24 protein-coding genes, 7 tRNA genes and 4 pseudogenes are annotated in these 21,367 nt (G+C 37.5%); 10 read left to right on the top strand and 25 right to left on the bottom strand.

What is annotated here, in order from left to right:
• Nucleotides 1-11: 11 nt before the first annotated feature.
• From BTW01_RS16780 to cspC (BTW01_RS16755), 8 genes are all read right to left on the bottom strand, one after another.
• Complete coding sequence (locus BTW01_RS16780) at nt 12-494, bottom strand: DsrE/DsrF/DrsH-like family protein (protein ID WP_162104119.1); 483 nt, start codon at nt 492-494, stop codon at nt 12-14.
• Between the two features lie 145 nt (nt 495-639).
• A complete protein-coding gene (locus BTW01_RS16775; RefSeq protein WP_162104118.1) occupies nt 640-900 on the bottom strand; it encodes a metal-sensitive transcriptional regulator in 261 nt (86 codons plus the stop codon).
• A 22-nt stretch (nt 901-922) separates the two neighbouring features.
• Nucleotides 923-1,264 carry a sulfurtransferase gene (locus tag BTW01_RS18550; RefSeq protein WP_276019689.1) on the bottom strand — a complete coding sequence of 114 codons (342 nt, stop codon included), beginning with the start codon at nt 1,262-1,264 and terminating at the stop codon, nt 923-925.
• 260 nt (nt 1,265-1,524) lie between these two features.
• Nucleotides 1,525-2,076, bottom strand: a complete 552-nt coding sequence (locus BTW01_RS16770; protein ID WP_162104117.1) for a cupin domain-containing protein — start codon at nt 2,074-2,076, stop codon at nt 1,525-1,527.
• A 137-nt stretch (nt 2,077-2,213) separates the two neighbouring features.
• A complete protein-coding gene (locus BTW01_RS16765; protein ID WP_162104116.1) occupies nt 2,214-2,594 on the bottom strand; it encodes a hypothetical protein in 381 nt (126 codons plus the stop codon).
• A 117-nt stretch (nt 2,595-2,711) separates the two neighbouring features.
• Nucleotides 2,712-2,906, bottom strand: a complete 195-nt coding sequence (locus tag BTW01_RS16760) for a hypothetical protein (RefSeq protein WP_162104115.1) — start codon at nt 2,904-2,906, stop codon at nt 2,712-2,714.
• 212 nt (nt 2,907-3,118) lie between these two features.
• Nucleotides 3,119-3,295: a hypothetical protein gene (locus BTW01_RS18315; protein WP_202923611.1), complete on the bottom strand. Its 177-nt coding sequence runs from the start codon at nt 3,293-3,295 to the stop codon at nt 3,119-3,121.
• 373 nt (nt 3,296-3,668) lie between these two features.
• On the bottom strand, nt 3,669-3,872 hold the full coding sequence (cspC, locus tag BTW01_RS16755; protein WP_162104114.1) for a cold shock protein CspC: 204 nt from the start codon (nt 3,870-3,872) through the stop codon (nt 3,669-3,671).
• Nucleotides 3,873-4,687: 815 nt separating this feature from the next.
• Between cspC (BTW01_RS16755) and BTW01_RS16750 the strand changes: the two genes are divergently transcribed.
• The 5 genes from BTW01_RS16750 (at nt 4,688) to BTW01_RS16730 (ending at nt 8,857) form a co-directional block, all read left to right on the top strand.
• Entirely contained in the window at nt 4,688-5,005 is a 318-nt protein-coding gene (locus BTW01_RS16750; RefSeq protein ID WP_162104113.1) for a winged helix-turn-helix transcriptional regulator, read from the top strand.
• A 74-nt stretch (nt 5,006-5,079) separates the two neighbouring features.
• A complete protein-coding gene (locus BTW01_RS16745) occupies nt 5,080-5,715 on the top strand; it encodes an FMN-dependent NADH-azoreductase (RefSeq protein ID WP_162104112.1) in 636 nt (211 codons plus the stop codon).
• Nucleotides 5,716-6,166: 451 nt separating this feature from the next.
• A complete protein-coding gene (locus BTW01_RS16740; protein WP_162104111.1) occupies nt 6,167-7,018 on the top strand; it encodes a RhaT/GlcU family sugar-proton symporter in 852 nt (283 codons plus the stop codon).
• A 69-nt stretch (nt 7,019-7,087) separates the two neighbouring features.
• Nucleotides 7,088-7,873: a glucose 1-dehydrogenase gene (gene gdh / locus BTW01_RS16735; protein WP_162104110.1), complete on the top strand. Its 786-nt coding sequence runs from the start codon at nt 7,088-7,090 to the stop codon at nt 7,871-7,873.
• A gap of 522 nt (nt 7,874-8,395) precedes the next feature.
• Nucleotides 8,396-8,857: a CarD family transcriptional regulator gene (locus BTW01_RS16730; protein ID WP_162104109.1), complete on the top strand. Its 462-nt coding sequence runs from the start codon at nt 8,396-8,398 to the stop codon at nt 8,855-8,857.
• 745 nt (nt 8,858-9,602) lie between these two features.
• Here the strand turns inward: BTW01_RS16730 and cspC (BTW01_RS16725) are convergent.
• Nucleotides 9,603-9,806, bottom strand: a complete 204-nt coding sequence (gene cspC, locus BTW01_RS16725; protein WP_162104108.1) for a cold shock protein CspC — start codon at nt 9,804-9,806, stop codon at nt 9,603-9,605.
• An 815-nt stretch (nt 9,807-10,621) separates the two neighbouring features.
• Between cspC (BTW01_RS16725) and BTW01_RS16720 the strand changes: the two genes are divergently transcribed.
• Nucleotides 10,622-11,653: a fatty acid desaturase gene (locus BTW01_RS16720; RefSeq protein WP_162104107.1), complete on the top strand. Its 1,032-nt coding sequence runs from the start codon at nt 10,622-10,624 to the stop codon at nt 11,651-11,653.
• 450 nt (nt 11,654-12,103) lie between these two features.
• On the opposite strand, the gene BTW01_RS16715 is transcribed toward BTW01_RS16720, so the two are convergent.
• From BTW01_RS16715 to BTW01_RS16705, 3 genes and pseudogenes are all read right to left on the bottom strand, one after another.
• Nucleotides 12,104-12,628 (bottom strand): NAD(P)H-dependent oxidoreductase, encoded by a 525-nt coding sequence (locus BTW01_RS16715; RefSeq protein ID WP_162104106.1) that lies wholly within the window; start codon nt 12,626-12,628, stop codon nt 12,104-12,106.
• A 195-nt stretch (nt 12,629-12,823) separates the two neighbouring features.
• The gene (gene phrI, locus BTW01_RS16710) at nt 12,824-12,943 is read right to left on the bottom strand and encodes a phosphatase RapI inhibitor PhrI (protein ID WP_076983188.1); all 120 of its coding nucleotides are present in this window, start codon (nt 12,941-12,943) and stop codon (nt 12,824-12,826) included.
• A pseudogene (locus BTW01_RS16705) lies at nt 12,900-13,244 on the bottom strand (tetratricopeptide repeat protein); the annotation flags it as partial. The gene phrI and the pseudogene BTW01_RS16705, both read right to left, overlap by 44 nt.
• Between BTW01_RS16705 and immR the strand changes: the two are divergent.
• From immR to BTW01_RS16690, 3 pseudogenes are all read left to right on the top strand, one after another.
• Nucleotides 13,243-13,607: pseudogene (gene immR / locus BTW01_RS16700) on the top strand (helix-turn-helix transcriptional regulator ImmR); the annotation flags it as partial. The pseudogenes BTW01_RS16705 and immR overlap by 2 nt on opposite strands.
• Nucleotides 13,604-14,108, top strand: a pseudogene (gene immA, locus BTW01_RS16695) (metallopeptidase ImmA). The pseudogenes immR and immA, both read left to right, overlap by 4 nt.
• An 11-nt stretch (nt 14,109-14,119) precedes the next feature.
• Nucleotides 14,120-15,228: pseudogene (locus tag BTW01_RS16690) on the top strand (tyrosine-type recombinase/integrase).
• Between the two features lie 83 nt (nt 15,229-15,311).
• Here BTW01_RS16690 and BTW01_RS16685 read toward each other — a convergent pair.
• The 8 genes from BTW01_RS16685 to BTW01_RS16650 all read right to left on the bottom strand — a co-directional run bounded on the left by BTW01_RS16685 (nt 15,312) and on the right by BTW01_RS16650 (nt 16,603).
• Nucleotides 15,312-15,395 (bottom strand) — tRNA-Leu (locus BTW01_RS16685).
• 81 nt (nt 15,396-15,476) lie between these two features.
• Nucleotides 15,477-15,558: transfer RNA gene (locus BTW01_RS16680), tRNA-Leu, on the bottom strand.
• An 11-nt stretch (nt 15,559-15,569) separates the two neighbouring features.
• Nucleotides 15,570-15,645 (bottom strand) — tRNA-Lys (locus tag BTW01_RS16675).
• A 27-nt stretch (nt 15,646-15,672) separates the two neighbouring features.
• Nucleotides 15,673-15,747 (bottom strand) — tRNA-Gln (locus tag BTW01_RS16670).
• A gap of 12 nt (nt 15,748-15,759) precedes the next feature.
• A tRNA-Glu gene (locus BTW01_RS16665) sits at nt 15,760-15,831 on the bottom strand.
• A gap of 29 nt (nt 15,832-15,860) precedes the next feature.
• Nucleotides 15,861-15,951, bottom strand: a tRNA-Ser gene (locus BTW01_RS16660).
• 4 nt (nt 15,952-15,955) lie between these two features.
• Nucleotides 15,956-16,030, bottom strand: a tRNA-Asn gene (locus tag BTW01_RS16655).
• 120 nt (nt 16,031-16,150) lie between these two features.
• Complete coding sequence (locus BTW01_RS16650; protein WP_162104104.1) at nt 16,151-16,603, bottom strand: SprT family protein; 453 nt, start codon at nt 16,601-16,603, stop codon at nt 16,151-16,153.
• A gap of 103 nt (nt 16,604-16,706) precedes the next feature.
• On the opposite strand from BTW01_RS16650, the gene cmpA reads away from it, so the two are divergent.
• On the top strand, nt 16,707-16,820 hold the full coding sequence (cmpA, locus tag BTW01_RS16645; RefSeq protein ID WP_003225207.1) for a cortex morphogenetic protein CmpA: 114 nt from the start codon (nt 16,707-16,709) through the stop codon (nt 16,818-16,820).
• Between the two features lie 9 nt (nt 16,821-16,829).
• Here the strand turns inward: cmpA and BTW01_RS16640 are convergent, their stop codons facing one another.
• The 5 genes from BTW01_RS16640 to rsbV form a co-directional block, all read right to left on the bottom strand.
• Complete coding sequence (locus tag BTW01_RS16640) at nt 16,830-18,989, bottom strand: Tex family protein (RefSeq protein ID WP_162104103.1); 2,160 nt, start codon at nt 18,987-18,989, stop codon at nt 16,830-16,832.
• A 166-nt stretch (nt 18,990-19,155) separates the two neighbouring features.
• Entirely contained in the window at nt 19,156-19,755 is a 600-nt protein-coding gene (rsbX, locus tag BTW01_RS16635) for a phosphoserine phosphatase RsbX (protein ID WP_162104102.1), read from the bottom strand.
• Entirely contained in the window at nt 19,755-20,543 is a 789-nt protein-coding gene (gene sigB / locus BTW01_RS16630; RefSeq protein WP_003240361.1) for an RNA polymerase sigma factor SigB, read from the bottom strand. Before sigB ends, rsbX begins: the two co-directional genes overlap by 1 nt.
• The gene (gene rsbW, locus BTW01_RS16625; RefSeq protein ID WP_162104101.1) at nt 20,509-20,991 is read right to left on the bottom strand and encodes an anti-sigma B factor RsbW; all 483 of its coding nucleotides are present in this window, start codon (nt 20,989-20,991) and stop codon (nt 20,509-20,511) included. The genes sigB and rsbW overlap by 35 nt, the downstream gene beginning before the upstream one ends.
• Nucleotides 20,988-21,317 carry an anti-sigma factor antagonist RsbV gene (gene rsbV / locus BTW01_RS16620; RefSeq protein WP_162104100.1) on the bottom strand — a complete coding sequence of 110 codons (330 nt, stop codon included), beginning with the start codon at nt 21,315-21,317 and terminating at the stop codon, nt 20,988-20,990. The genes rsbW and rsbV overlap by 4 nt, the downstream gene beginning before the upstream one ends.
• Between the last annotated feature and the right edge of the window lie 50 nt (nt 21,318-21,367).

Below are 21,367 nucleotides of genomic sequence, written 5' to 3'. Positions count from 1 at the left end.
AATGAATAACATTAGATAAATAAGTTGACATTGCCTTCTTCAGCATCTGCCAAATAAGCTGCTACACCAGCATAGTCGATATCGTCTAATAATTCTTTTTCTTGTAAACCAAGAAGATCCATTGTCATCGTACAAGCTACAAGCTTTACATCCTGTTCTTGAGCCATCTCAATTAACTGAGGCAATGTCAGTGCATTATGCTTTTTCATCACATTTTTAATCATTTTGGGTCCCATACCTGCAAAGTTCATTTTAGATAAACCCATCTTATCAGCGCCGCGAGGCATCATCTTTCCGAACATGTTTTCAAGGAACCCTTTTTTCACTGGAACAAGCTCTTCTTTACGCAAAGCGTTTAAACCCCAAAAGGTGTGAAAAATCGTCACTTCATGGTCGTAAGCAGCAGCACCGTTTGCAATAATATAGGCTGCCATTGCTTTATCGTAATCTCCGCTAAATAAAACAATTGTTGTACGTTTGGTTTGTTCTGTCATGGTAACCTCCTATCCTAATTACCCTATGGGGTATATTAGAAACAAAAATTTTTAGTGTTATGAATCAATTTGAAAATACCAGTAGGGGTATATTATAACGCAGATAAAAATTCGTCAACCTTAAAGTGATAGGCTGATGAATATTTTATCGGCTTTTGACCAATAAGTCGACCGCTTCTTTCACTAAGCTGGATGTGTCTTCCCCCTGTTCCAAGCTTTCTCGAACACAATGTTCAAGGTTTGTACTCACAATAACACCTAATGCTCTATCCATTGCATTACGAGATGCAGCCAATTGAGTGACAACTTCTCTACAATCTTTTCCTTGCTCCATCATCGTCAATACACCTTTAATCTGTCCTTCTATTCGGCGCAAGCGATTTTTAACCTTTTGATCATACTCCATATGAGTAATCTCCTTTCTTTTATTAATTGGTGCATTTGCAAGCTGCCAATTCATAACTATTCACAAGAATACCTTTGCGCTTTAGAAAGCGCACGCCTAAATGCAGCTCTACTCGATCACGAGCTATTATGTGTATTCTATCACGGGGAATCTCTAAATAAAAACGTTTTAAATACGCATATGGGATGTGTAAAGTCATGTCATCTGAGCGATTGGTTACATCGTTATAATGACGAATATCTAGTATTGTCATGTCTAATGCTTCTATTTCCTCTTTATTGACACAAAAAATACCTTTTACAGGATAATAACGCCTGTATATGGTATAAATCAATATTAGAACAAGCAGGATTGCGACTACCAAATAAGAAATTTGTTCACACCGCCTTTTTAACTGTTTCTGATTCTTATGTTATACCCCCACCGGTATAATGTCAAGTGCATGAGAATTTGTTTGGGCGCTATTTGGAAACTGTACATTGACGAGCCGCAAAAAAACAAGCCGATTTTACATATCGACTTGTTTCATCAAACACTTTAGCTCTTTTCTTTAGAACAATTGAGTTCCAAGCCTTCGTTTTTCATCGTACTTGACCGGGTTTTCCCTAGCTTAAAAAGTTTGTTTTATCTATGCTCCTCTTTCGCAGCATCCGCTTTTGTCACATGAACTGTGCCAAATGGATGGTTGGGAGGAGCATAAATAGAGTAAAGCTTTAACGGCGTATGGCCTGTATTGATTATATTGTGCCACGTGCCCGCAGGTATCATAATAGCCGAATCATCATAAACGTTTCTTTGAAACTGTAATAGATTTTTGCTTTTGCCCATTTTAACAATTCCTCGTCCCTGCTCAATTCGTAAGAACTGATCGACATGAGGATGAATTTCAAGACCGATATCCTCTCCAACATTGAGGCTCATTAACGTAACTTGTAAATGTTTCCCTGTCCATAGCGCAGTACGGAACGTATTGTTTTGTTTTGCTGCTTGATTAATATTTACCACAAATGGTTTTGGTCCATAATCAGTTAAGGAAAGCTGACGGTTTTCACATGAAGATCGCAAGTCTTCAGACCTGTTTACATAGCTTACCTCGTGCGGGTTAGCCGGATAAACAGACCTTACGTCGTAATACATCGGCACAGTAACAAAATAAGGATATTGTAAATAGTACATTTCTCGTCCCCACAATTTTAATTTTATGCGATATCCTATGCAAATGCTGTGGGAATGTGCCATCATTTCAGCAGCAACAATCTAGGACTTCCCCATTAAAATTGATAGACAATGATCGTTCAGGAAAAGCAACAATTTTATGATGGTGTGACTCCTCGATTCTTACCAATTAATAAGGTTATTGCAACACTTGTTATACTGACTAAAGTTCCTGCAACAGAAACAAAGATGATCAAAAACCCATCGGGAATAAGAAAACCAATTGGTATAAGCCACAAAAAAGCGAAAACGATAAAGCATTGATATATTCCAGATATTATCCTCACAATCCAATTGCCAAAAAAGGACATGGCTAGCGGAGGAATGAATAAAAACACAATGATTCCAATTGATATCAATAAGATAGCAGGCTCATCAAATGAAATAGCGTTATCCCCAGGGGAATCTTTAGCAGCTACTAGTACAGCAACAATAGACAACATTAGCGTAAGAAAAACCAAAGAAAATCTTTTTAACAATGTGACAGCTCCTTTTTAAATATTCTGTCATTTTATCAACCAACTTATACTATTCAACGACAAGGTGCTACGTGATATAACACCCTCTTTACCAATTTTTATTTAGTTTTTTTCATTTTATAACTTTTCATTTGCTTGCTGTGTTTGTTTTGCTGGTTCTTTGCTAAAAAGTCCAATAATGTTCCATAAAACAATGGCAGAAGCTATGATGAAACGAGCAGTACTGACTTCTTGGTTAGTAAATAATTTATAACCATATATTGATCCCAATGCTGCTATGCAAAAAATATTAAACCATTTACTCCAACGCAATTAGAAAACCCCTTTTACCTTCATTACAATTTTCAAACAATCTATTCACGTATACAATATTATCAGTATTTTATTGAAAATATATAAATTTTTTCAATTTTCGACCTTAAATCTTTCTTAACTGGTTATTTCAAGAAACAAAAAAGGATGCTACACGATGTAACATCCTTTTCATGCTTTGATTCTCCATATAAACTAGTCTCGGTACCTTGTTAATCCGCTTTGTCCTGATTCTTAGGTGTAGTGAACGTTGTGGAATACCCAGCAGCTAATAAAAAGATAATAGCAAAACCATACGCTAATATACCTTGATGAAACATGAATATAAAAACCAAATGAAACGCTGCAGCAAGAATGATCAAAATAATTGTATACATGTTTAATCGCAAAGGGAAACCTCCCATATGAATTATTTACTTAATTTTACCATTCGCGTGATAAAATCCAATCAGATGAGGAATTTTGATAACTCTGTGATTTCTAATGCCTTACAATGTTCTTTCTAATTCCCAAAAACCATCCAATAACCCGCAAGAACAAAAAGTTAGTTAAAAAAGAAAGAAAAACAAATAATTTATATACATTCCGCCTATTGTTAATCCATTATGTTATACTGTAAACAAACCTTTGAAGTTTTAACCTTTTTCTATACCTTGTATCATCTCCCTACTCGAACGTTGAGTAGGGTTTTTTGTTGACGAAAATAAAGTAAAAAAAACAGGCCCTCTATAAAGAGCCTGTTTTTATATATACGATCAAAGATTAAGCATCTTTTTGAACGTTAGCAGCTTGAGGTCCGCGAGCACCTTGCTCAACGTCAAATGTTACTTTTTGACCTTCGTCTAAAGATTTGAATCCGTCACCTTGGATAGCAGAGAAGTGTACGAATACGTCGTCTCCGTTTTCACGTTCGATAAATCCAAAACCTTTTTCTGCATTAAACCATTTAACTGTACCTTGTTCCATGTTTGTTGCCTCCTAGTGCGTTTGCACACAATGTATTACTATCCTTGCCCCAAGTATCATCAAGACGAAAAGTCAATATTCATACTATCCTTTACACGAACAAAAATAATTCTTCTTTATCATAGCACGCCTCGTAAATAATTGCAAAGTAATATTGCGTTTTTCACGCTCCAATATTTGTTAAAATCAAAAATGCCCAATCGGACTTTACACTGATTTAAAACTTTTCTATTTATTCTGGGCATTAGATGGGCACTGCTACCGCGGCCATCACAAATAAAAGTTATAGGGATTATTGGAATGTGATGGCCTCGCCTCCACATTCCACTCTCCAATTTTCTTTTGTCATGCGACAACTGCATTCCACGTTCTAAATCTGCTATTTCAAAACGTATGAAGACTTGGAGCATCTCTACAAGACCATTACTTCATTAAAACGCTTTTCCAGCTCCTAAAAGCATCTATGTTTAGTAAGTGAAATCTTAATATATCATTGCTGGTCTTTTCGTTTGTAAAAAAACTCCATATCTATTACAGTAAACTTAAGTAGATTTTTATATTAAAGTTATTAAACCCTTCCTAAAATATCCACATCTTGTTTCAAAAAGGATATTTCATTTCACAATCTTGATTTAAATATGTTAATAACCAATTTATCCAACTGGTACTTAAAGGAACTAAGGTGACAAAAAGTAACTAAAAAAATCGATATCAACCTTTTTAATTCAAAGGACCCAAATAATTTTTCGTTTTTTTTGTTACAATAAATGCATAAGTTATTTTTCATCCATATTGAATGAAGGAGGACATATCATATGGGCGAGTCAAAAGATTTACAACCTAAAGTAGAAAAAAGCTTCGAGATAATTGGGAAAAAGTGGACTGGATTAATTATTTATGTGCTAATGAGTGGGCCTAAGCGCTTCAGTCAGTTAAGCGAGAGCATGCCTTCCTTAAGTAGAAGGATATTAACTGAACGGATTAAAGAATTAGAAGAACAGGGAATTATTGTACGAAATGTAATCCCCGATCGTCCGATACGTTCTGAGTACTCTTTAACCCAAAAGGGAACAGAATTAGGTAAAATACTAGGACCGATTAGTCAATGGGCGGAAAGCTGGGTCAAGGATTGACCGTTCTTTTAGTACCTGCTATGCCAATAAATAAAACACTATTTCACATTATCTAATAAGGAAGGAAGATCTCCATGTCTAATGTTCTCTATATAACAGCACATCCTCTATCTGAAAATGAATCACTCAGCCTGACCGTAGGAAAAGAATTCATTGAAAGTTATAAACAAACACATCCTGAAGATGATGTAGTCCATTTAGATTTATATAAAGCTGATATTCCTTATCTAGACGCAGATGTATTTAATGGTTGGAAAAAACTTCGCTCTCAATCTTCACTTCAAGACTTATCAACGGATGAACGATTAAAAGTCGCCCGTTTAGTTGAATTAGGCGGACAGTTTTTGTTAGCTGATAAATATATTTTTGTAACCCCTATGTGGAATTTATCCGTTCCAGCTATCATGAAGACCTATATTGATGCAATCGCGGTGTCAGGCAAAACCTTCACGTATACAAAAGAAGGCTTAAAAGGCTTACTAAAAGGAAAAAAAGCTCTCCATATACAATCACGGGGAGACATCTACTCACATGGACCTGAAATGGAAAGAGAGATGGGAAACCGGTACTTAGAAGTTATGATGGATTTTTTCGGTATAAAATCTTTTGAAAATATTATTATTGAAGGACAAATGAAATTCCCAGAACAAACTCCTCAAATTAAAGATAAAGCAATTCAACAAGCCAAAGAGCTAGCTAAACAATTCTAATCCCAAACATCACAAGGCCTTGAACCCTATCAAGGCCTTTTTGTTTTACACATCTTCATATACTTAGCTCCCTCATAACTCTAACCTGCTTGATTGATACGACCCTATATCATCTTTTGGTTTTACTTCATTTATATATTAGTTGAAAAGCATCCATAACTTGTGCGATAAACAAACCTAAGTTACTATTAATAACTTAGGTTTGTTTTTTTTATTGCGACTACTTTTTCTTTTAAAATCAGATTTCACGGGGTAAACCCTTATTATAAGGGACTATCTTAATATGATAGAGAAAGATCGTTTCGAAGAACTAACCAAAAAAAGAAATACAAAATAAAACCGTTGACTATTTTAGTTACCTAGGTTACTATTAGTAACGTAAAGTGACGAAATAAAACTAGCCACTTTAATTAAAATACATCAAGGGTTTGGGAAAGAAGGTTTGGATCAAATGGATATTTTCTTAGCCATTCTTCCTGCAATATTTTGGGGAAGTATTGTCCTCTTCAATGTCAAGTTAGGCGGAGGACCTTATAGTCAAACACTTGGAACAACAATTGGAGCACTGATCTTTTCAGCTGTTATCTATCTTGTTATTCATCCAGTTTTGACGCCTGTTATCTTTATTGTAGGAATCGTTTCAGGTTTGTTTTGGGCTGTTGGGCAAAGCAATCAGTTAAAAACCATTGAATATATTGGTGTTTCTAAAACGATGCCTATTTCAACAGGTATGCAGCTCGTATCAACAGCTTTGTTTGGGGTGATTGTTTTTCATGAGTGGTCAACAGTCACTACAGTTATATTGGGAATACTAGCCCTCATTTTTATCGTGATCGGGATTGTGTTAACCTCTCTTGAAAGCAAAAAAAGCAAAGAACAATCTGGGCAATTTAAGAAGGGCATTGTCACACTGATTATATCCACGATTGGATATTTAGTATATGTTGTCGTTGCACGTTTGTTTAACGTCGATGGTTGGGTAGCTTTATTCCCTCAAGCTATCGGTATGTTTATTGGCGGACTCATTCTCACTTATAAACATAAACCTTTTAATAAATACGCAATCCGCAACATTATCCCTGGTCTTATATGGGCTGCGGGTAACATGTTCTTATTTATTTCCCAACCTAAGGTAGGGGTAGCGACAAGTTTTTCACTATCACAAATGGGAATCGTCGTTTCAACGCTTGGAGGTATCTTCTTACTAGGCGAAAAGAAAACAAAGCGTCAGCTTATTTCGATTTCAATTGGCATTGTGCTCATTATTTTGGGTGGAGTGCTGCTAGGGATAGCAAAAAGCTAAAATACATTTCAAAACTAACAGTAAGAATATCTATAAAAAAATAATTGTGAGAACTAGGAGGAACTTATCATGTACACAGATTTAAAAGATAAAGTAGTCGTAATTACAGGCGGATCAACAGGTCTAGGACGTGCAATGGCTGTTCGCTTCGGTCAAGAACAAGCAAAAGTGGTCATTAACTATCGCAATAATGAAAATGAAGCGCTAGAAGCTAAAAAAGAAGTTGAAGAAGCAGGCGGACAAGCTATTATTGTAAATGGTGATGTAACAGTAGAAGAAGATGTCATCAACCTTGTACAAACAGCTGTAAAAGAATTTGGCACATTGAATGTAATGATTAACAATGCAGGTGTTGAAAACCCTGTACCATCTCATGAACTTTCTTTAGACAATTGGAACAAGGTAATCGACACAAACTTAACAGGAGCATTCCTTGGCAGCCGTGAAGCGATTAAATACTTTGTAGAAAATGATATTAAAGGAAATGTCATTAACATGTCTAGTGTACATGAAATGATTCCTTGGCCGCTATTTGTTCACTATGCAGCTAGTAAAGGTGGTATGAAGCTAATGACAGAAACATTGGCACTTGAATATGCACCAAAAGGAATTCGTGTGAACAATATTGGACCAGGAGCAATGAACACACCAATCAACGCTGAAAAATTTGCAGATCCAGTACAACGTGCAGATGTTGAAAGCATGATTCCAATGGGCTACATCGGTAAACCAGAAGAAGTAGCGTCTGTAGCAGCATTCTTAGCATCTTCTGAAGCGAGTTATGTAACAGGTATTACACTCTTTGCAGATGGCGGTATGACGAAATATCCTTCTTTCCAAGCTGGAAGAGGTTAATAAGAATAAGGCCTTAAGGCTTTAGAGAAATAAAAAATAGAAGTCTGCGGACACCGAACTTATAGCACTAGTGCTGTTTGTTTGGTGTCCTTTTTCTTTTTTTATTTTCAGCTATTTCATACGATTATAACCCTCTTAGGCAAGAAAACTTGTTCCTCCTAGAGAGATTTTATGCTAATTGGATTGAACAAATAAGTTCATTATATCCGTCTTTACGTTTCTGGGTTATAGCAATACTCTGGTGACTTGACGTCAAATTCATGACGAGCTCCAAAATATCCTCTCCTCAATGGCAGGTGAAATTACTGTAAGAAGCGGACAGTGATTGCAAAAAAGTGCTAAGAGCGTCAAAACCCTTGGTATCATTGATGCGGCCAGATTGTTTTAATGTTGTTTTTTACTTGATTTGTTTTTTAAAAAGTTATTGACAATTAAAAAAGTCTCATGTTATCATTGAAATTTTGATATTCCCTCCATGTATGGTAATCTTAAGTTAAGTTACCATACATGGAGGTGGATAATATGTTTCAAATCGGCGATAACATTGTTTATCCAATGCACGGAGCAGGTATAATTGAAGCCATAGAAGAAAAAGAATTTTTAGAGAAAAAACAACACTATTATGTCATAAAAATGTCAATCAATAATATGACAGTAATGATTCCAACGGGTAAAATATTGAGTTTAAATATACGACCAGTTACTGACATACTTGCATTAAAACACATTATACACATTTTTCAGCATGGAGAATCAGATAGGTTACTGCCGTGGAAACAAAGGTATAAAGTAAACACAGACAAAATAAAAACGGGTAAAATCCAAGAAGGTGCGGAAGTTGTACGTGATTTAATGCGTATGAAGAAAGAAAAAGCACTCAATACAAGCGAAAAAAAAATGTTGGATAATGCATATGAATTTTTGATTAGTGAACTGGAAGTTATTAAAGGGATCACTGAAAATCAAATCAAAAGTTTCTGTTAAGATTAATGTTTTGCTTATCAAAAAGCTTCCTTACACTTTCGGAATATTACGATCAAACGCAAACTATTTCAAAATCGTATAACTTCTTCAACTTACTTTTAGAACATTAACCTCTTTATTATTCCTACACTCTAATCTATTTTTATTATTTAAATTTCTTCAACGAACATTTGGAGTTTTATCAAAAAACTCAATGAGATAGTCACTTGACTTTTGTACCTGATTCACACTGGCACGGACAAGGAACCGTAAGGATGAAAGAGAGGCAGGGCTTTCATCGTTTTAGGTCTAAGTACCAGAGAAAAACAATCAATCGCCTCTCTATCTTTAAAAAGTTTCTTACATCTGCTGCGACAGTGAATAACAGTCGTTTACTTCTTTTCATAACAGAGATATGTGAGTTGTACCGTCTAAATATATGGTCAACAATTAAAAAATGACGGAATTTCCAGATGAAATTGATCTAACCTTGTGTTTAAATGAACGGTCAGGTTAGTGAAAGAAGACAGAATAACATGCAGTTGTATTGAGAACAGAAAAACAAATAATTTGTATACATTCCGCATATTGTAAACCCAGTATGTTATACTGTAAACAAACCTTTAAAGTTTTAAACCTTTTTCCATTACCTTGTACCATATCTCCCTACTCGAACGTTGAGTAGGGTTTTTTTGTTGACAAAATTATAGTGAACATAAAAAAACAGGCTCTCTATAAAGAGCCTGTTTGTATAAACGATTGAAAATTAAGCATCTTTTTGAACGTTAGCAGCTTGAGCTCCACGAGAACCTTGCTCAACGTCAAACGTTACTTTTTGACCTTCGTCTAAAGATTTGAAGCCATCACTTTGGATAGCAGAGAAGTGTACGAATACATCGTCTCCATTTTCACGTTCGATAAATCCAAAACCTTTTTCTGCATTAAACCATTTAACTGTACCTTGTTCCATGTTTGTTGCCTCCTAGTGCGTTTGCACACATTCTATTACTATCCTTGCCCCAAGTATCATCAAGACGAAAAGTCAATATTCATACTATCCTTTACACGAACAAAAATAATTCTCCTTTATCATAGCACGAAACGGAAATAACTGCAAATTATTTTTATTAGTGGTATTATTTGTTAAATACGTAAATATGAATGCCAAATAAGATGTCTATTGAAAACACCGTGAAATGAATCACGAGTGTCTTCAAACCTTTTTCACTATTGATTGTTAAAGATTTATTAAAAAAAGCTTTATTCTGCATTTCTAAACGGGCACTCATGATATCCCCCGTTTTCAAAGGTACTCATAAAAAATAGAACTTGAACATAAATATCCTCTTTCTAAAGCCTTTTTCATTAAGAAACGAGGAAATTCAAGCTGAACAGTAAATGTGCTTCTAGCCCTCTTTATCTTGCCCCTCAAAAAGCAATCAATATTTTCGGTAGTTTTTCGCTCCTCAAACAATCAATAATTCAACCTCCCATAGAGATCAAGGAGAGAGTTTAACCCGATAAAAAGCTGGGTATAATTTTCGTACGCTTTGTATTCCGGTTGACCCTGATTTGAGCTGGGAATCAGTTTTTGCAGTTCCAATCATTTTTTAGAGAGATTGGAAAACCGATTCATTTAACAGCTTTTAAAAAGGATCCAAAACAAGAATTATAAAAAAACCATGATACTTATCATATATGAAGTATGGCAACTGGGACTTCAAAGGCAATAAAACGTTTTCTATACTTAAATTAAGAACAGCAAAGAAGGGAAAGCTCTTAAAAATGCATACTAAACAAAACCTGAGGACTTTGAGAAAACTGGTTATCCCTTATGAAAAGTCCGATTTACAAAAAAGTATTTATCAAATCGTTAACACATTAGTGCCATTTATCTTGTTATGGTGTCTGGCATATAAGAGCTTATCGATTTCTTATATCCTTACATTAGCGATTTCTATCGTTGCGGCAGGTTTCTTAGTGAGAACCTTTATTATCTTTCATGATTGCTGCCACTATTCCTTTTTTAAGAACAGAAAGGCGAATCGAATTCTTGGAACAATAACAGGAATTCTTACTCTGCATCCTTTTGATCATTGGGCACACGATCATTCTGTCCATCATGCGACAAGCAGCAACCTGGACAAACGCGGTACAGGTGATATTTGGGTACTGACCGTTCAAGAATATAAGGAAGCCTCAACTAAGACAAAAATAATGTACCGATTGTATAGAAATCCGTTTGTTATGTTTATTATCGGACCGATTTATGTCTTCGGGATTACCAATCGTTTTAATCGTAAAGGAGCAAAACGCAAAGAACGGATGAATACGTATGTAACGAACCTTGGGATCGTTGCTTTGGCAGCACTTTTATGTTGGGCGATAGGCTGGAAAAACTTTCTGCTGGTCCAGACGCCAATTTTTATGATATCGGGATCCCTCGGAATTTGGATGTTTTATATTCAGCATACATTTGAAGATTCATATTTTGAAGAAGATGAGCAGTGGGAATATGTAAAAGCAGCAGTTGAAGGAAGCTCTTTTTATAAGCTTCCAAAAGTCATGCAATGGGTAACAGGCAATATCGGTTTTCATCATGTTCATCATTTAAGCCCAAGAGTCCCAAACTATAAGCTTGAAATCGTACATAACAATACTGAACCATTGCAAAACGTTCCGACCATCACACTGGCAACAAGTCTTAAGTCGTTAAAGTTCCGCCTATGGGATGAAGAAAGCAAAAAGTTTGTTGGTTTTAAACACTTAAAAAAAACTCCTAAAATCCAAGTATCAGATCGGCTAAGAACGGATTAAATAAACTCCATAATCGATGATAATAGGCAATGTACCTTACAGAATAAAAGTGCAGACTCGCGCAAAGGTTTTGTGCAGAGGTCAGCACTTTTTTTATGCCACATTCACCTGCAACAATTAATAATACAAAAGGTGGTTGAACCCTTGGTATTATTGATGCGGCCGAGAGGACTTACCTCCACGGGTTATTCACCCACTAGGCCCTCAACCTAGTAAAAATATATTATGGGTTACAAAAGCTTTTAAACTAAGCATCTGTTATTTTATTTACACCTATTTTCATCATTTTCATGAATTCTGGGCACAAATTGGGCACCTATTAGAGGCCAAGGAACTCTACATTTCATCACACTATTCGATGTAACTTTGAAATTAAGCTTATTAAAATCTATCACAAAGCCTTATTTTCACAACACATAATTTGTTTCAGCTTCCCTCGCGAATACCGAATCAATGCTCAGCTTTTAGATATTCAACCAATTTCTCCGCACTGTTCTTAACATCTTCTTTTGAAAGGTGAAGTGTCCCAGATTGTGTAAACGCAGGAAGAAAACGCATTCCTATATAGTTAGCAGTGACTTGAAACGGTCTGATAAGCTCGCTGATCGTGATATTATATTCTCCGCCTGCTTGATAATCAGATTCCTGTGCGCCTAAGGAAATAGCTAAGAGTAGTTCTTTTCCATGCAATTTAGTTCCTCCAGTTCCATAAGCCCAGCCATGTGTTAACACATCATCTTCCCATTGTTTGAGTAACGCGGGACTGCTGTACCAATACATTGGGAACTGGAAAACGATACGCTCATGATCTAACAGGAGCCGCTGCTCTTTTTCTACATCAATGATAAAATTAGGGTATTCACTGTACAGGTCATGAACCGTAATGTCATTCTCTTGCTTTAAACGATTCATCCAGGTTTTGTTGACAACAGACGTTTCCAAATTAGGGTGTATAACGATAACTAATGTTTTCATATGACTCATTATCCTTTCTTCGCCGATTAGTTATTATTGCCGACAATGAATTAATTCTAATTTTAAAATAGCAACTTTATTTACACCTATTTTATCCTTTTTCATGAATTCAGGGCAACTAATTGGGCACTGATTACATTTGTAGCCTAAAAAAAGGCTTAACCTTTTAAAAAAGATTAAACCTTTCTAGTCCCCTCATGCGCCTACCCTATCTGCAGCCACTTTGACTTCTGTACTATGATCACTTTGCAAATAAGTTATTGAAAATACACTACTTAAAATCACTGCTGCCAATAGAATCCGGCTGATTTTCATTAATAATCTCCCCTTTTTTAATTTTTCGTCTTGCTTCAATACTCATACGATAATATTCATTAGAGAGCATTAAATTTCCTTGTTCATGAAAATAATCAGCGACTTCAATCGAAAAATTTTCAACATCAGCAAACATCTTCCTCGAAGCCAAATATGAAAATGCATTCTCTATTAATTGAGTCTCTCCATCAGAGAAAAATAACCCCTCTAATATTTTGGATTTCGCTGTGTATTCCTTATCATCACTTGTATCGGCAATAAATCGCCCTTTACTAAAGTAAGTTAAAGTAACATCATAATTAAAAGAAGCTCGACAAAAAGCTGGATACACTCAGAAAGAAGCCGCAGAGAAACTTAATACGGTAACAATAACTTGTCTAATTACGAAAGAGATTACAGAGATCCTGATACAGACACACTCTTAAAATTGAGCAACTTATATAACGTATCTACAGACTATTTATTAGGAAAGGATGAAGTAAGCAAGAAAAACGAAACTGATTTACTCAATAAAACAATTAATGAAGCCATACAGGAATTAAATGATGAAGATACACTCCTTTTTATGAATGATGGTGAATTTGATGAGGAAACTGCACGCCTTGTTAAAAAAGCATTAAAAAACGGAATTAAATTCATTGACGAATTAAAGAAGAAAGAGTGATAACAATTTATACAAGCAAAGGATTTAAACATAAAGTCCAATCAGTCATTAAGACACATGGTACAAATAATGCCTATGAAATTTGTGACATCCAAAAAATTTATATACTCAAAAATGATCTTGGACAAGCAAACGGTTTACTACAACATGACAAAGCCACAGATCAATATTTAATTCATATCACCGAGAACCTCCAACATCAACAATATGTAATTGCCCATGGGCATTACTTTCTCCATAAAAGATTGAACACTTTTTAAAGTTGTGAATTGCTCTAAAGTTCTAAAAGATAAACTTGAGCATCAAGCAAGCCTATTTGCAGCAGAATTAATACTGACAGATAAAATGCTTAATGAAGCCCTTCCATATATACAGGGTTTTAGCAAAGAACAAATAGCAGCATACTTCAACGTACCATCATTTGTTACTGATTATAAACTTTCTCAAATTGGCTCATTTAGTAACAGAATCTATTCACACGAAATAAGCGCTTTTGGTTAAGGAGAAATTAAATGTCTGTAAAAAAACTTGTAAATGGTCAATATCAAGTTGACGTTAGCTTTGGATTTGACCCGATTACCGGAGAAAGAATTAGGACGAGACCAGTAGCATCAACCAGAAAAGAAGCTTTAGAATTAGAAGCAACATTAAGAAGAGAATTTCAGGAAGAAAGAGCAAGAAAGTCTAGATCAGTCAGCTTTCAGACTCTTATTTCACAATTTACTTAGCAAATTGTGAAATAGATAGCAAACCTAACTATTATCAGAATCAGAAATACATTATAAACAAACATATATCTAGCTACTTTTTGAAATCAGATATACAAAAAATCACACATAGAGAAATAATTGATTTCAGAAAACATTTAATCGAAACAGGTCTAAGCAATAAATCAGTTAATAATATCATGACTAGTCTAAGCAAAATTTTTGATACAGCTGTACATGAAGAAATCTTAAAAAGAAATCCATGTGATAATGTTAAACGATTACCTTTAACAAGAAAGAAAATGAAGTTTTGGAGACCAGAAGAATTCAAAAAATTTATTAGTTTAATACCTCAAGACCAGTTATTGTTTAAAACCTTTTATACCGTTGCTTTTTTAACTGGACTAAGATGTGGTGAGATGCTCGCCCTGCAATGGAAAGATATTGACAAAATCTTATTAGAAATAGATGTGCATAAATCCTGTACCTGGCTTGATGGTCAATTTGTTGTCACAACACCAAAAACCAAAAATTCGATTCGGAGAGTTAGTATCAATAAAAAATTGCTAAATCTACTAGAGGTTTGGAGAGAAGCACAAAAAGAGTTGTTTAATGATTTAGGTATTAGACAATCAAATGATACCTATATCTTTCAATATAAAGATACACCTTCAAGAAAAGATATTTTCAGTCGGAAGATTAAATACTTTTGCAAGGACAGCGATCTTACTCCTATACGTTTACATGATTTTAGACATTCACATGTTGCACTATTAATACACCAAGGAGAAGATTACATTACAATTAAAGAGCGTTTAGGACATGGTTCTGTAAAAACAACAATTGATGTTTATGGACACCTATATCCAAACAAACAGAAGGAAATGGCTGATAAATTAGATGACTTACTTTAGGTAAGTGGGTAGTTTGTGGGCAGTAAATCATTTAAAAATAAACACAAAAAAACCAAGAGCCTCAAAACCCTTGGTATCATTGATGCGGCCGAGAGGACTTGAACCTCCACGGGTTATTCACCCACTAGGCCCTCAACCTAGCGCGTCTGCCATTCCGCCACGACCGCGTGATCATTAAATTGTTTGTGCTGGTTTAGCAGGCTCTTAACCTAGCAAAACCGATTTGTGTGCACTTTGTAAAAATAAAGTGCGGGTGAAGGGACTCGAACCCCCACGTCGTAAGACACTAGATCCTAAGTCTAGCGCGTCTGCCAATTCCGCCACACCCGCAAAAAGATAAATGGTGAGCCATGAAGGACTCGAACCTTCGACCCTCTGATTAAAAGTCAGATGCTCTACCAACTGAGCTAATGGCTCTTGCTATTCAATTTCAAAAAATAAAAATGGCTGGGCTAGCTGGATTCGAACCAACGCATGACGGAGTCAAAGTCCGTTGCCTTACCGCTTGGCTATAGCCCAACGAATATGGAATGACCCGTACGGGATTCGAACCCGTGTTACCGCCGTGAAAGGGCGGTGTCTTAACCGCTTGACCAACGGGCCGATGGTTGAGAACTTATATCGAGATTTTATGGCGGAGAAGGAGGGATTTGAACCCTCGCGCCGCTTACGCGACCTACACCCTTAGCAGGGGCGCCTCTTCAGCCACTTGAGTACTTCTCCAATATGGCTCCACAGGCAGGATTCGAACCTGCGACCGATCGGTTAACAGCCGATAGCTCTACCACTGAGCTACTGTGGAATAATGAGACAAGACTTATTTTATCAGCCTTGATTTTCAGTGTCAAGAGGTCAATGTTTTTTCATCTCTCGTAACGACTTTTATAATGTAACATAGACTTACTATAAACGTCAACCTTTTTCACGAAAAAATTCTTTTTATTTTGCCGCGGCATGTTCCGCACCTGTATCGGTCAGGGTTCATGGCACGTTTCTTTATATACTGTTGGCCGCACGCCGTACAGATATACATATAAGTTTTTTTGTTTTCTGTTTTTTTCTTAAGAGGTGTACAGAATCTTGGGGCATTGACCTGTTGCATCAGCATTCGAAAATCTCTGTCTCTATGCTTGTACCCTTTCCCCTCAAGATGAAGATGGTAATGACAGAGTTCATGCTTGATGATGCCGATCAATTCCTCCCTGCCATGTTCAATCAAATATTTTTTATTCAATTCAATGTTGTGGGAAGTTAACAGATACCTTCCGCCCGTCGTTTTAAGCCTATTATTAAAAAGCGCCTCATGGCGGAACGGCTTTTTAAAATACGTTTCTGAAATATCCTCAGTCAGCTTTTGAAGCTCTTTATTATCCATCGTGCACCTCACTTAAAAAACATTGAACGGGACAATTCACCGTCCGCATACAATATGGTAATCACTGTCCCTCTTATGATAAAAGCTGAGGAGGAATGAGCCTATGCCAAATTGGCTTAAAAAACAGATGCAAAAAGCATTCCTTGAGAAAGACAATTACCAAATTAAACTGCTGAATCAATGCTGGTATTTCTATAGGAAAAAACACTGCTCGTAAGCAGTGCTTTTATTTTATCATAGACAGCGATACTCTGCCTTTTTGCACATCTACGCCGTCAACCCAAACTGTGACAATATCGCCAACCGATACGACATCAAGAGGATGCTTGACGAATTGATTGCTGAGTTTGGAGATATGCACTAATCCGTCTTGTTTGACTCCGATATCAACAAACGCTCCGAAGTCCACTACATTGCGTACGGTGCCTTGGAGCTCCATTCCCTCTTTCAAATCTTCCAGTTGAAGGACGTCTGTTTTCAGCAAAGGCTTTGGCACCTCATCGCGGGGATCGCGTTCCGGCCTTGTCAGCTGTTCACAAATGTCTTTCAGAGTGATTTCTCCGATTCCCAGCTCTTGTGCCGTTTCAGAAAGCGCGAGCTGATTGATTTTATCCTTCAATTCCGCTGTACCGATTTGTTCTGTTGAAAGGCTGAGCTTTTTCAATAACGCTTTCGTTTCTTTATAGCTTTCCGGGTGGATGCCCGTTCTGTCCAAAGGCTCTGTCCCTTCCTGTACCCTTAAGAAGCCAATACATTGTTCATAGGTTTTTGCACCGAGCCTTGGAATATCCTTTAGTTCTTTTCGATTGGAGAACTTTCCGATTTCATCGCGTTTTTTGACAACATTGCCTGCAACAGACTTTGATAATCCCGCTACATATTGAAGCAGCGCGGCTGATGCTGTGTTGACGTTTACTCCCACTTTGTTTACGACCGTTTCAACAACGAACCGCAGAGATTCATTTAATCGTTTTTGACTGACGTCATGCTGATACTGTCCGACGCCAACAGATTTCGGATCGATTTTCACGAGTTCAGCAAGCGGGTCTTGAAGTCTTCGCGCGATAGATACAGCACTGCGCTCTTCAACCTGAAGCTTTGGAAATTCTTCTCTGGCAAGCTCAGAAGCTGAATACACGCTTGCTCCTGCTTCATTGACGATCACATAATAAATTTTGCGGGGCATGTCCTTCAGTACATTGACAATGAACTGCTCCGTTTCTCTGGATGCCGTCCCGTTTCCGATTGCCACCATCTCGACTTGATGCTGCTCAAGAATCTTTTTCACTTTTTCATGAGCTTCTTTTGTTTTGTTGACTGGCGCATGCGGATAGATGACATCAATCTCCAAAACTTTTCCGGTCTCATCAGACACAGCGAGCTTGCATCCAGTTCGGAAGGCTGGGTCAACACCGAGAACGGTTTTGCCTTTCATCGGCGGCTGAAGAAGAAGTTTTCTTAAGTTTTCGGAGAAAATATGAATCGCCTGCTCATCCGCTTTTTCTGACAGCTCTTTCCTGATTTCACGTTCGACTGCCGGCTGAATCAGTCTTTTATAGCTGTCTTCAATCGTTTCCTGCAAGATTTCTTTTACAGACGTTGAGCGGTTTTTGATGATTTGATTTTCTAAATACGCCTTAATCTGGTCCGCTGGCGGTTCGATAGACACCTTTAAAATGTCTTCTTTTTCACCGCGATTCATCGCCAGCACTCTGTGCGGAACGACTTTTGCGATTGGCTCTTCATACTCATAATACATTTCATATACATTTTTCTCGTCGGTGTCTGCCGATTTTCCGGCTGCAGACTTCATGATTCCTTTTTTAAAGGTTTCCTGGCGAATCCACTTTCTGAAACTCGGCTCGTCTGAGATTTGTTCTGCAATAATATGCTTGGCGCCTTCAATTGCTTCCTCTCGTGTGAATACTTCTTTTTCTTCACTGATGTATCGGTCTGCCGTTTCTGAGAGACGGTCATCCTGCGGAAGCGTCAGGATATAGTCAGCAAGCGGTTCGAGGCCTTTGCTTTTCGCGACTGTTGCCTTCGTTTTTCGTTTTTGTTTATACGGGCGGTAAAGGTCTTCGACTTCCTGAAGCTTCACCGACTGCTCAATTTTTCGTTTTACGTCATCTGTCAGTTTATCCTGCTCTGCAATGAGTCTGATGACCTCTTCTTTTCGCTGAGTCAGGTGTTGTATGTATTGCCAGCGTTCAGAAATCGTCTGAATCTGAACCTCATCCATTGAACCCGTCTGCTCTTTACGGTATCGGGCGATAAATGGAACTGTGTTGCCGTCCTCAAGCAGATGGATGACACTTTCAACATGTTTTTGTGATAATCCTATTTCTTTCGCAATTTGCTGTTTTAAAAGGGCTGACGTTTCCATGTAACCAAAGCCTCCAATTTTGTCGTTCTTTCTCTAGTGTATCAAAAACCGAAAAAAACACATAAAAAAAGACAGTCAGCGCTGCCGGTTTTTATGCTCATATGTCTGTTTGATGGCCAATCGAAAAAAAAGAAGCCGACGTTCCGGCTTCTCATTTTCTGTTCTCCTAGGACAGTTGCCCAAGAATATAGGTCAGATCATCTTTTCTTGATGTCGTATACATTTTCAGCGAATTCGATATATCTTCTACCGACTGGCCTTTTTTCAAGTGGGAGCGGATGTCGGGTACGTCAAGCCCATCTGTATGTATAATGAACTTTGAACCCTTTTCATAAGTGGCGGTGTGCGTTTTGTATTTTTGCGGCTTGCCTGATAAATAGCCAGATATCGGCAGAGGATAAAAGCTGTCACCAGATGGAGAATGCAGAATAAACCGTACGTTTCCGACAGAGCAGTACGTAAACTGTCTTTGTTCAAAATTAATCTTCAGAATAGATGCTGTAGCGCCTCTTTTGTTTTTCATCGCCTGATTACAGCGTTCGATAATGCTTTGTACGTCTTCATTCGCATAATCTTCCACTAAGTCTTTGATGGCTGCAGAAGATTCGTTGGCAAGCGATCCGCTTCCAAGTCCGTCAGCTACCGCACAAATTAACTCCTTATCATCAGCTTTCATAAAAAAGCTGTCGCCGCAGATTGATTTTCCTTCTTTATTCAGTTGGTATACAAGTGTTTGAATGTGCTCGTTTTCTTCAACCTGAATCATTACATTAACTCCATCGAGGGATCTTCAATCAAGGCCTCTCTGAGCTTCTTCACAGCTTTTCGCTGCAGACGCGAGACGTGCATTTGAGATATACCGAGAATGTCCCCAGTTTCTTTTTGGCTTTTGTTTTGAATATACGTTAGATCAATAATTTGTTTTTCGCGGTCTGAGAGGACGTGAAGCACGCTTTGCAGCATCATTTGCTGGTTGACCCGCTCATATCCGTCCTCCTGAGATCCGACGATATCAAGAATCGTGACAGTGCTTCCATCCGCATCCGCTTCAATGCTGTGGTCAACGGATAATGCTTGATAGCTTTTACCCATTTCCATCGTCTCAAGAACCTCTTCTTCTGAAACATCGAGGAATTCAGCAATCTCTTCTACTTTCGGAGACCTTTGTGTTTCAGTTGTCAGCTGATCAACCGCCATTTTGATTCTTGGACCCAGCTCTTTAATCCGTCTCGGCACGTGAACACTCCACGTTTTGTCTCTAAGGAAACGTTTAATTTCCCCGATAATTGTCGGAATGGCAAAAGCCTCAAACGATTTGCCGACGACGGGATCGTATCGCTTAATGGCACCGAGCAGACCGATCATGCCGACCTGGCGGAGATCCTCATGGAAGCTTTTGCCCTTTGAATATTTTTTCGCAAGCATATCAACCAAATTTGTATATACTTGCACAAGCGTTTCTTGCGCCTGTTCATCTTGATTTGTTTGGTAATCGCTTATGAGCCGATCGACTTCATCTTTAGTTAGTTTCGTAGTTTTTGATGGTTGTGTCATGATCAACTCGCTCCCCATTTAAATACTTTGTCATCGCTACGGTGACGCCGGAGTTGTTTTGCACTCTGACTTCATCCATGAGCGTTTCCATTAAATATAGACCGAGCCCTCCTTCTGATAATTGATCAACTGTGTGAGAAGGAGTGTACGGCCCTAAATCTTGCTGCTTTTGATCAAAATCAAAGCTGTCTCCTTCATCTGCCACAATGACCTCTAAACGGTCTTCAAACACACCGAATCGGATTGACACTTCTCCGCTTTTATCTTCTTTGTAAGCGTGTTGAACCGCATTTGTACACGCTTCACTGACTGCGATTTTGAGATCTTCAATTTCATCGTACGTATAACCCATTCTGCTCGCGATGCCTGACAGTGTCAGCCTGATAATTCCTACATATTCAGGCTGGGCCGGCACTTTCATTTCGATGTAATCAGCGTTATTCTTCATTGTACTCCACCTTCTGACTTTGCAGAAATATCAATAATGTCCTTTAAGCCTGTAATCTCAAACAGACGGATCAACCGATCAGAAAGATTTTCAAGTTTCAGCGAACCGCCTTGTTTCTTGACTGTTTTAAAGACGCCTACAAAAACGCCGAGTCCGGTACTGTCCATGTAGCTGACATCTTTCAGGCAAATTCTTAAATCAGCGCCTTGTTCTGCCAGAGGAACGAGTTTCTCTCTGAGCACCGGAGCTGAATATACATCTATTTCTCCTGCAATATTTACTTGCGTATCATTCTGACTTTGCTTTACATCAACATTTATATTCATGCATATCACCTCAAATTATCCTTCAAATCATTAATTGTCTTATACCCTCG

Origin of the sequence: Bacillus sp. SKDU12, assembly GCF_010093085.1 — a bacterium.
Lineage (GTDB): Bacteria > Bacillota > Bacilli > Bacillales > Bacillaceae > Bacillus > Bacillus mexicanus.
The sequence above is the reverse complement of the archived record's forward strand: the minus strand, read 5'-3'. Positions and strand labels throughout refer to the sequence as shown.

Excerpts from the sequence above, each read along its gene's own strand:
- BTW01_RS16780 (WP_162104119.1), bottom strand. The coding sequence starts at position 494 with ATGACAGAACAAACCAAACGTACAACAATTGTTTTATTTAGCGGAGAT.
- BTW01_RS16775 (WP_162104118.1), bottom strand. The coding sequence starts at position 900 with ATGGAGTATGATCAAAAGGTTAAAAATCGCTTGCGCCGAATAGAAGGA.
- BTW01_RS16770 (WP_162104117.1), bottom strand. The coding sequence starts at position 2,076 with ATGTACTATTTACAATATCCTTATTTTGTTACTGTGCCGATGTATTAC.
- cspC (WP_162104114.1), bottom strand. The coding sequence starts at position 3,872 with ATGGAACAAGGTACAGTTAAATGGTTTAATGCAGAAAAAGGTTTTGGA.
- BTW01_RS16750 (WP_162104113.1), top strand. The coding sequence starts at position 4,688 with ATGGGCGAGTCAAAAGATTTACAACCTAAAGTAGAAAAAAGCTTCGAG.
- BTW01_RS16745 (WP_162104112.1), top strand. The coding sequence starts at position 5,080 with ATGTCTAATGTTCTCTATATAACAGCACATCCTCTATCTGAAAATGAA.
- BTW01_RS16740 (WP_162104111.1), top strand. The coding sequence starts at position 6,167 with ATGGATATTTTCTTAGCCATTCTTCCTGCAATATTTTGGGGAAGTATT.
- gdh (WP_162104110.1), top strand. The coding sequence starts at position 7,088 with ATGTACACAGATTTAAAAGATAAAGTAGTCGTAATTACAGGCGGATCA.
- BTW01_RS16730 (WP_162104109.1), top strand. The coding sequence starts at position 8,396 with ATGTTTCAAATCGGCGATAACATTGTTTATCCAATGCACGGAGCAGGT.
- cspC (WP_162104108.1), bottom strand. The coding sequence starts at position 9,806 with ATGGAACAAGGTACAGTTAAATGGTTTAATGCAGAAAAAGGTTTTGGA.
- BTW01_RS16720 (WP_162104107.1), top strand. The coding sequence starts at position 10,622 with ATGCATACTAAACAAAACCTGAGGACTTTGAGAAAACTGGTTATCCCT.
- BTW01_RS16715 (WP_162104106.1), bottom strand. The coding sequence starts at position 12,628 with ATGAAAACATTAGTTATCGTTATACACCCTAATTTGGAAACGTCTGTT.
- phrI (WP_076983188.1), bottom strand. The coding sequence starts at position 12,943 with ATGAAAATCAGCCGGATTCTATTGGCAGCAGTGATTTTAAGTAGTGTA.
- BTW01_RS16650 (WP_162104104.1), bottom strand. The coding sequence starts at position 16,603 with ATGGATAATAAAGAGCTTCAAAAGCTGACTGAGGATATTTCAGAAACG.
- cmpA (WP_003225207.1), top strand. The coding sequence starts at position 16,707 with ATGCCAAATTGGCTTAAAAAACAGATGCAAAAAGCATTCCTTGAGAAA.
- BTW01_RS16640 (WP_162104103.1), bottom strand. The coding sequence starts at position 18,989 with ATGGAAACGTCAGCCCTTTTAAAACAGCAAATTGCGAAAGAAATAGGA.
- rsbX (WP_162104102.1), bottom strand. The coding sequence starts at position 19,755 with ATGATTCAGGTTGAAGAAAACGAGCACATTCAAACACTTGTATACCAA.
- sigB (WP_003240361.1), bottom strand. The coding sequence starts at position 20,543 with ATGACACAACCATCAAAAACTACGAAACTAACTAAAGATGAAGTCGAT.
- rsbW (WP_162104101.1), bottom strand. The coding sequence starts at position 20,991 with ATGAAGAATAACGCTGATTACATCGAAATGAAAGTGCCGGCCCAGCCT.
- rsbV (WP_162104100.1), bottom strand. The coding sequence starts at position 21,317 with ATGAATATAAATGTTGATGTAAAGCAAAGTCAGAATGATACGCAAGTA.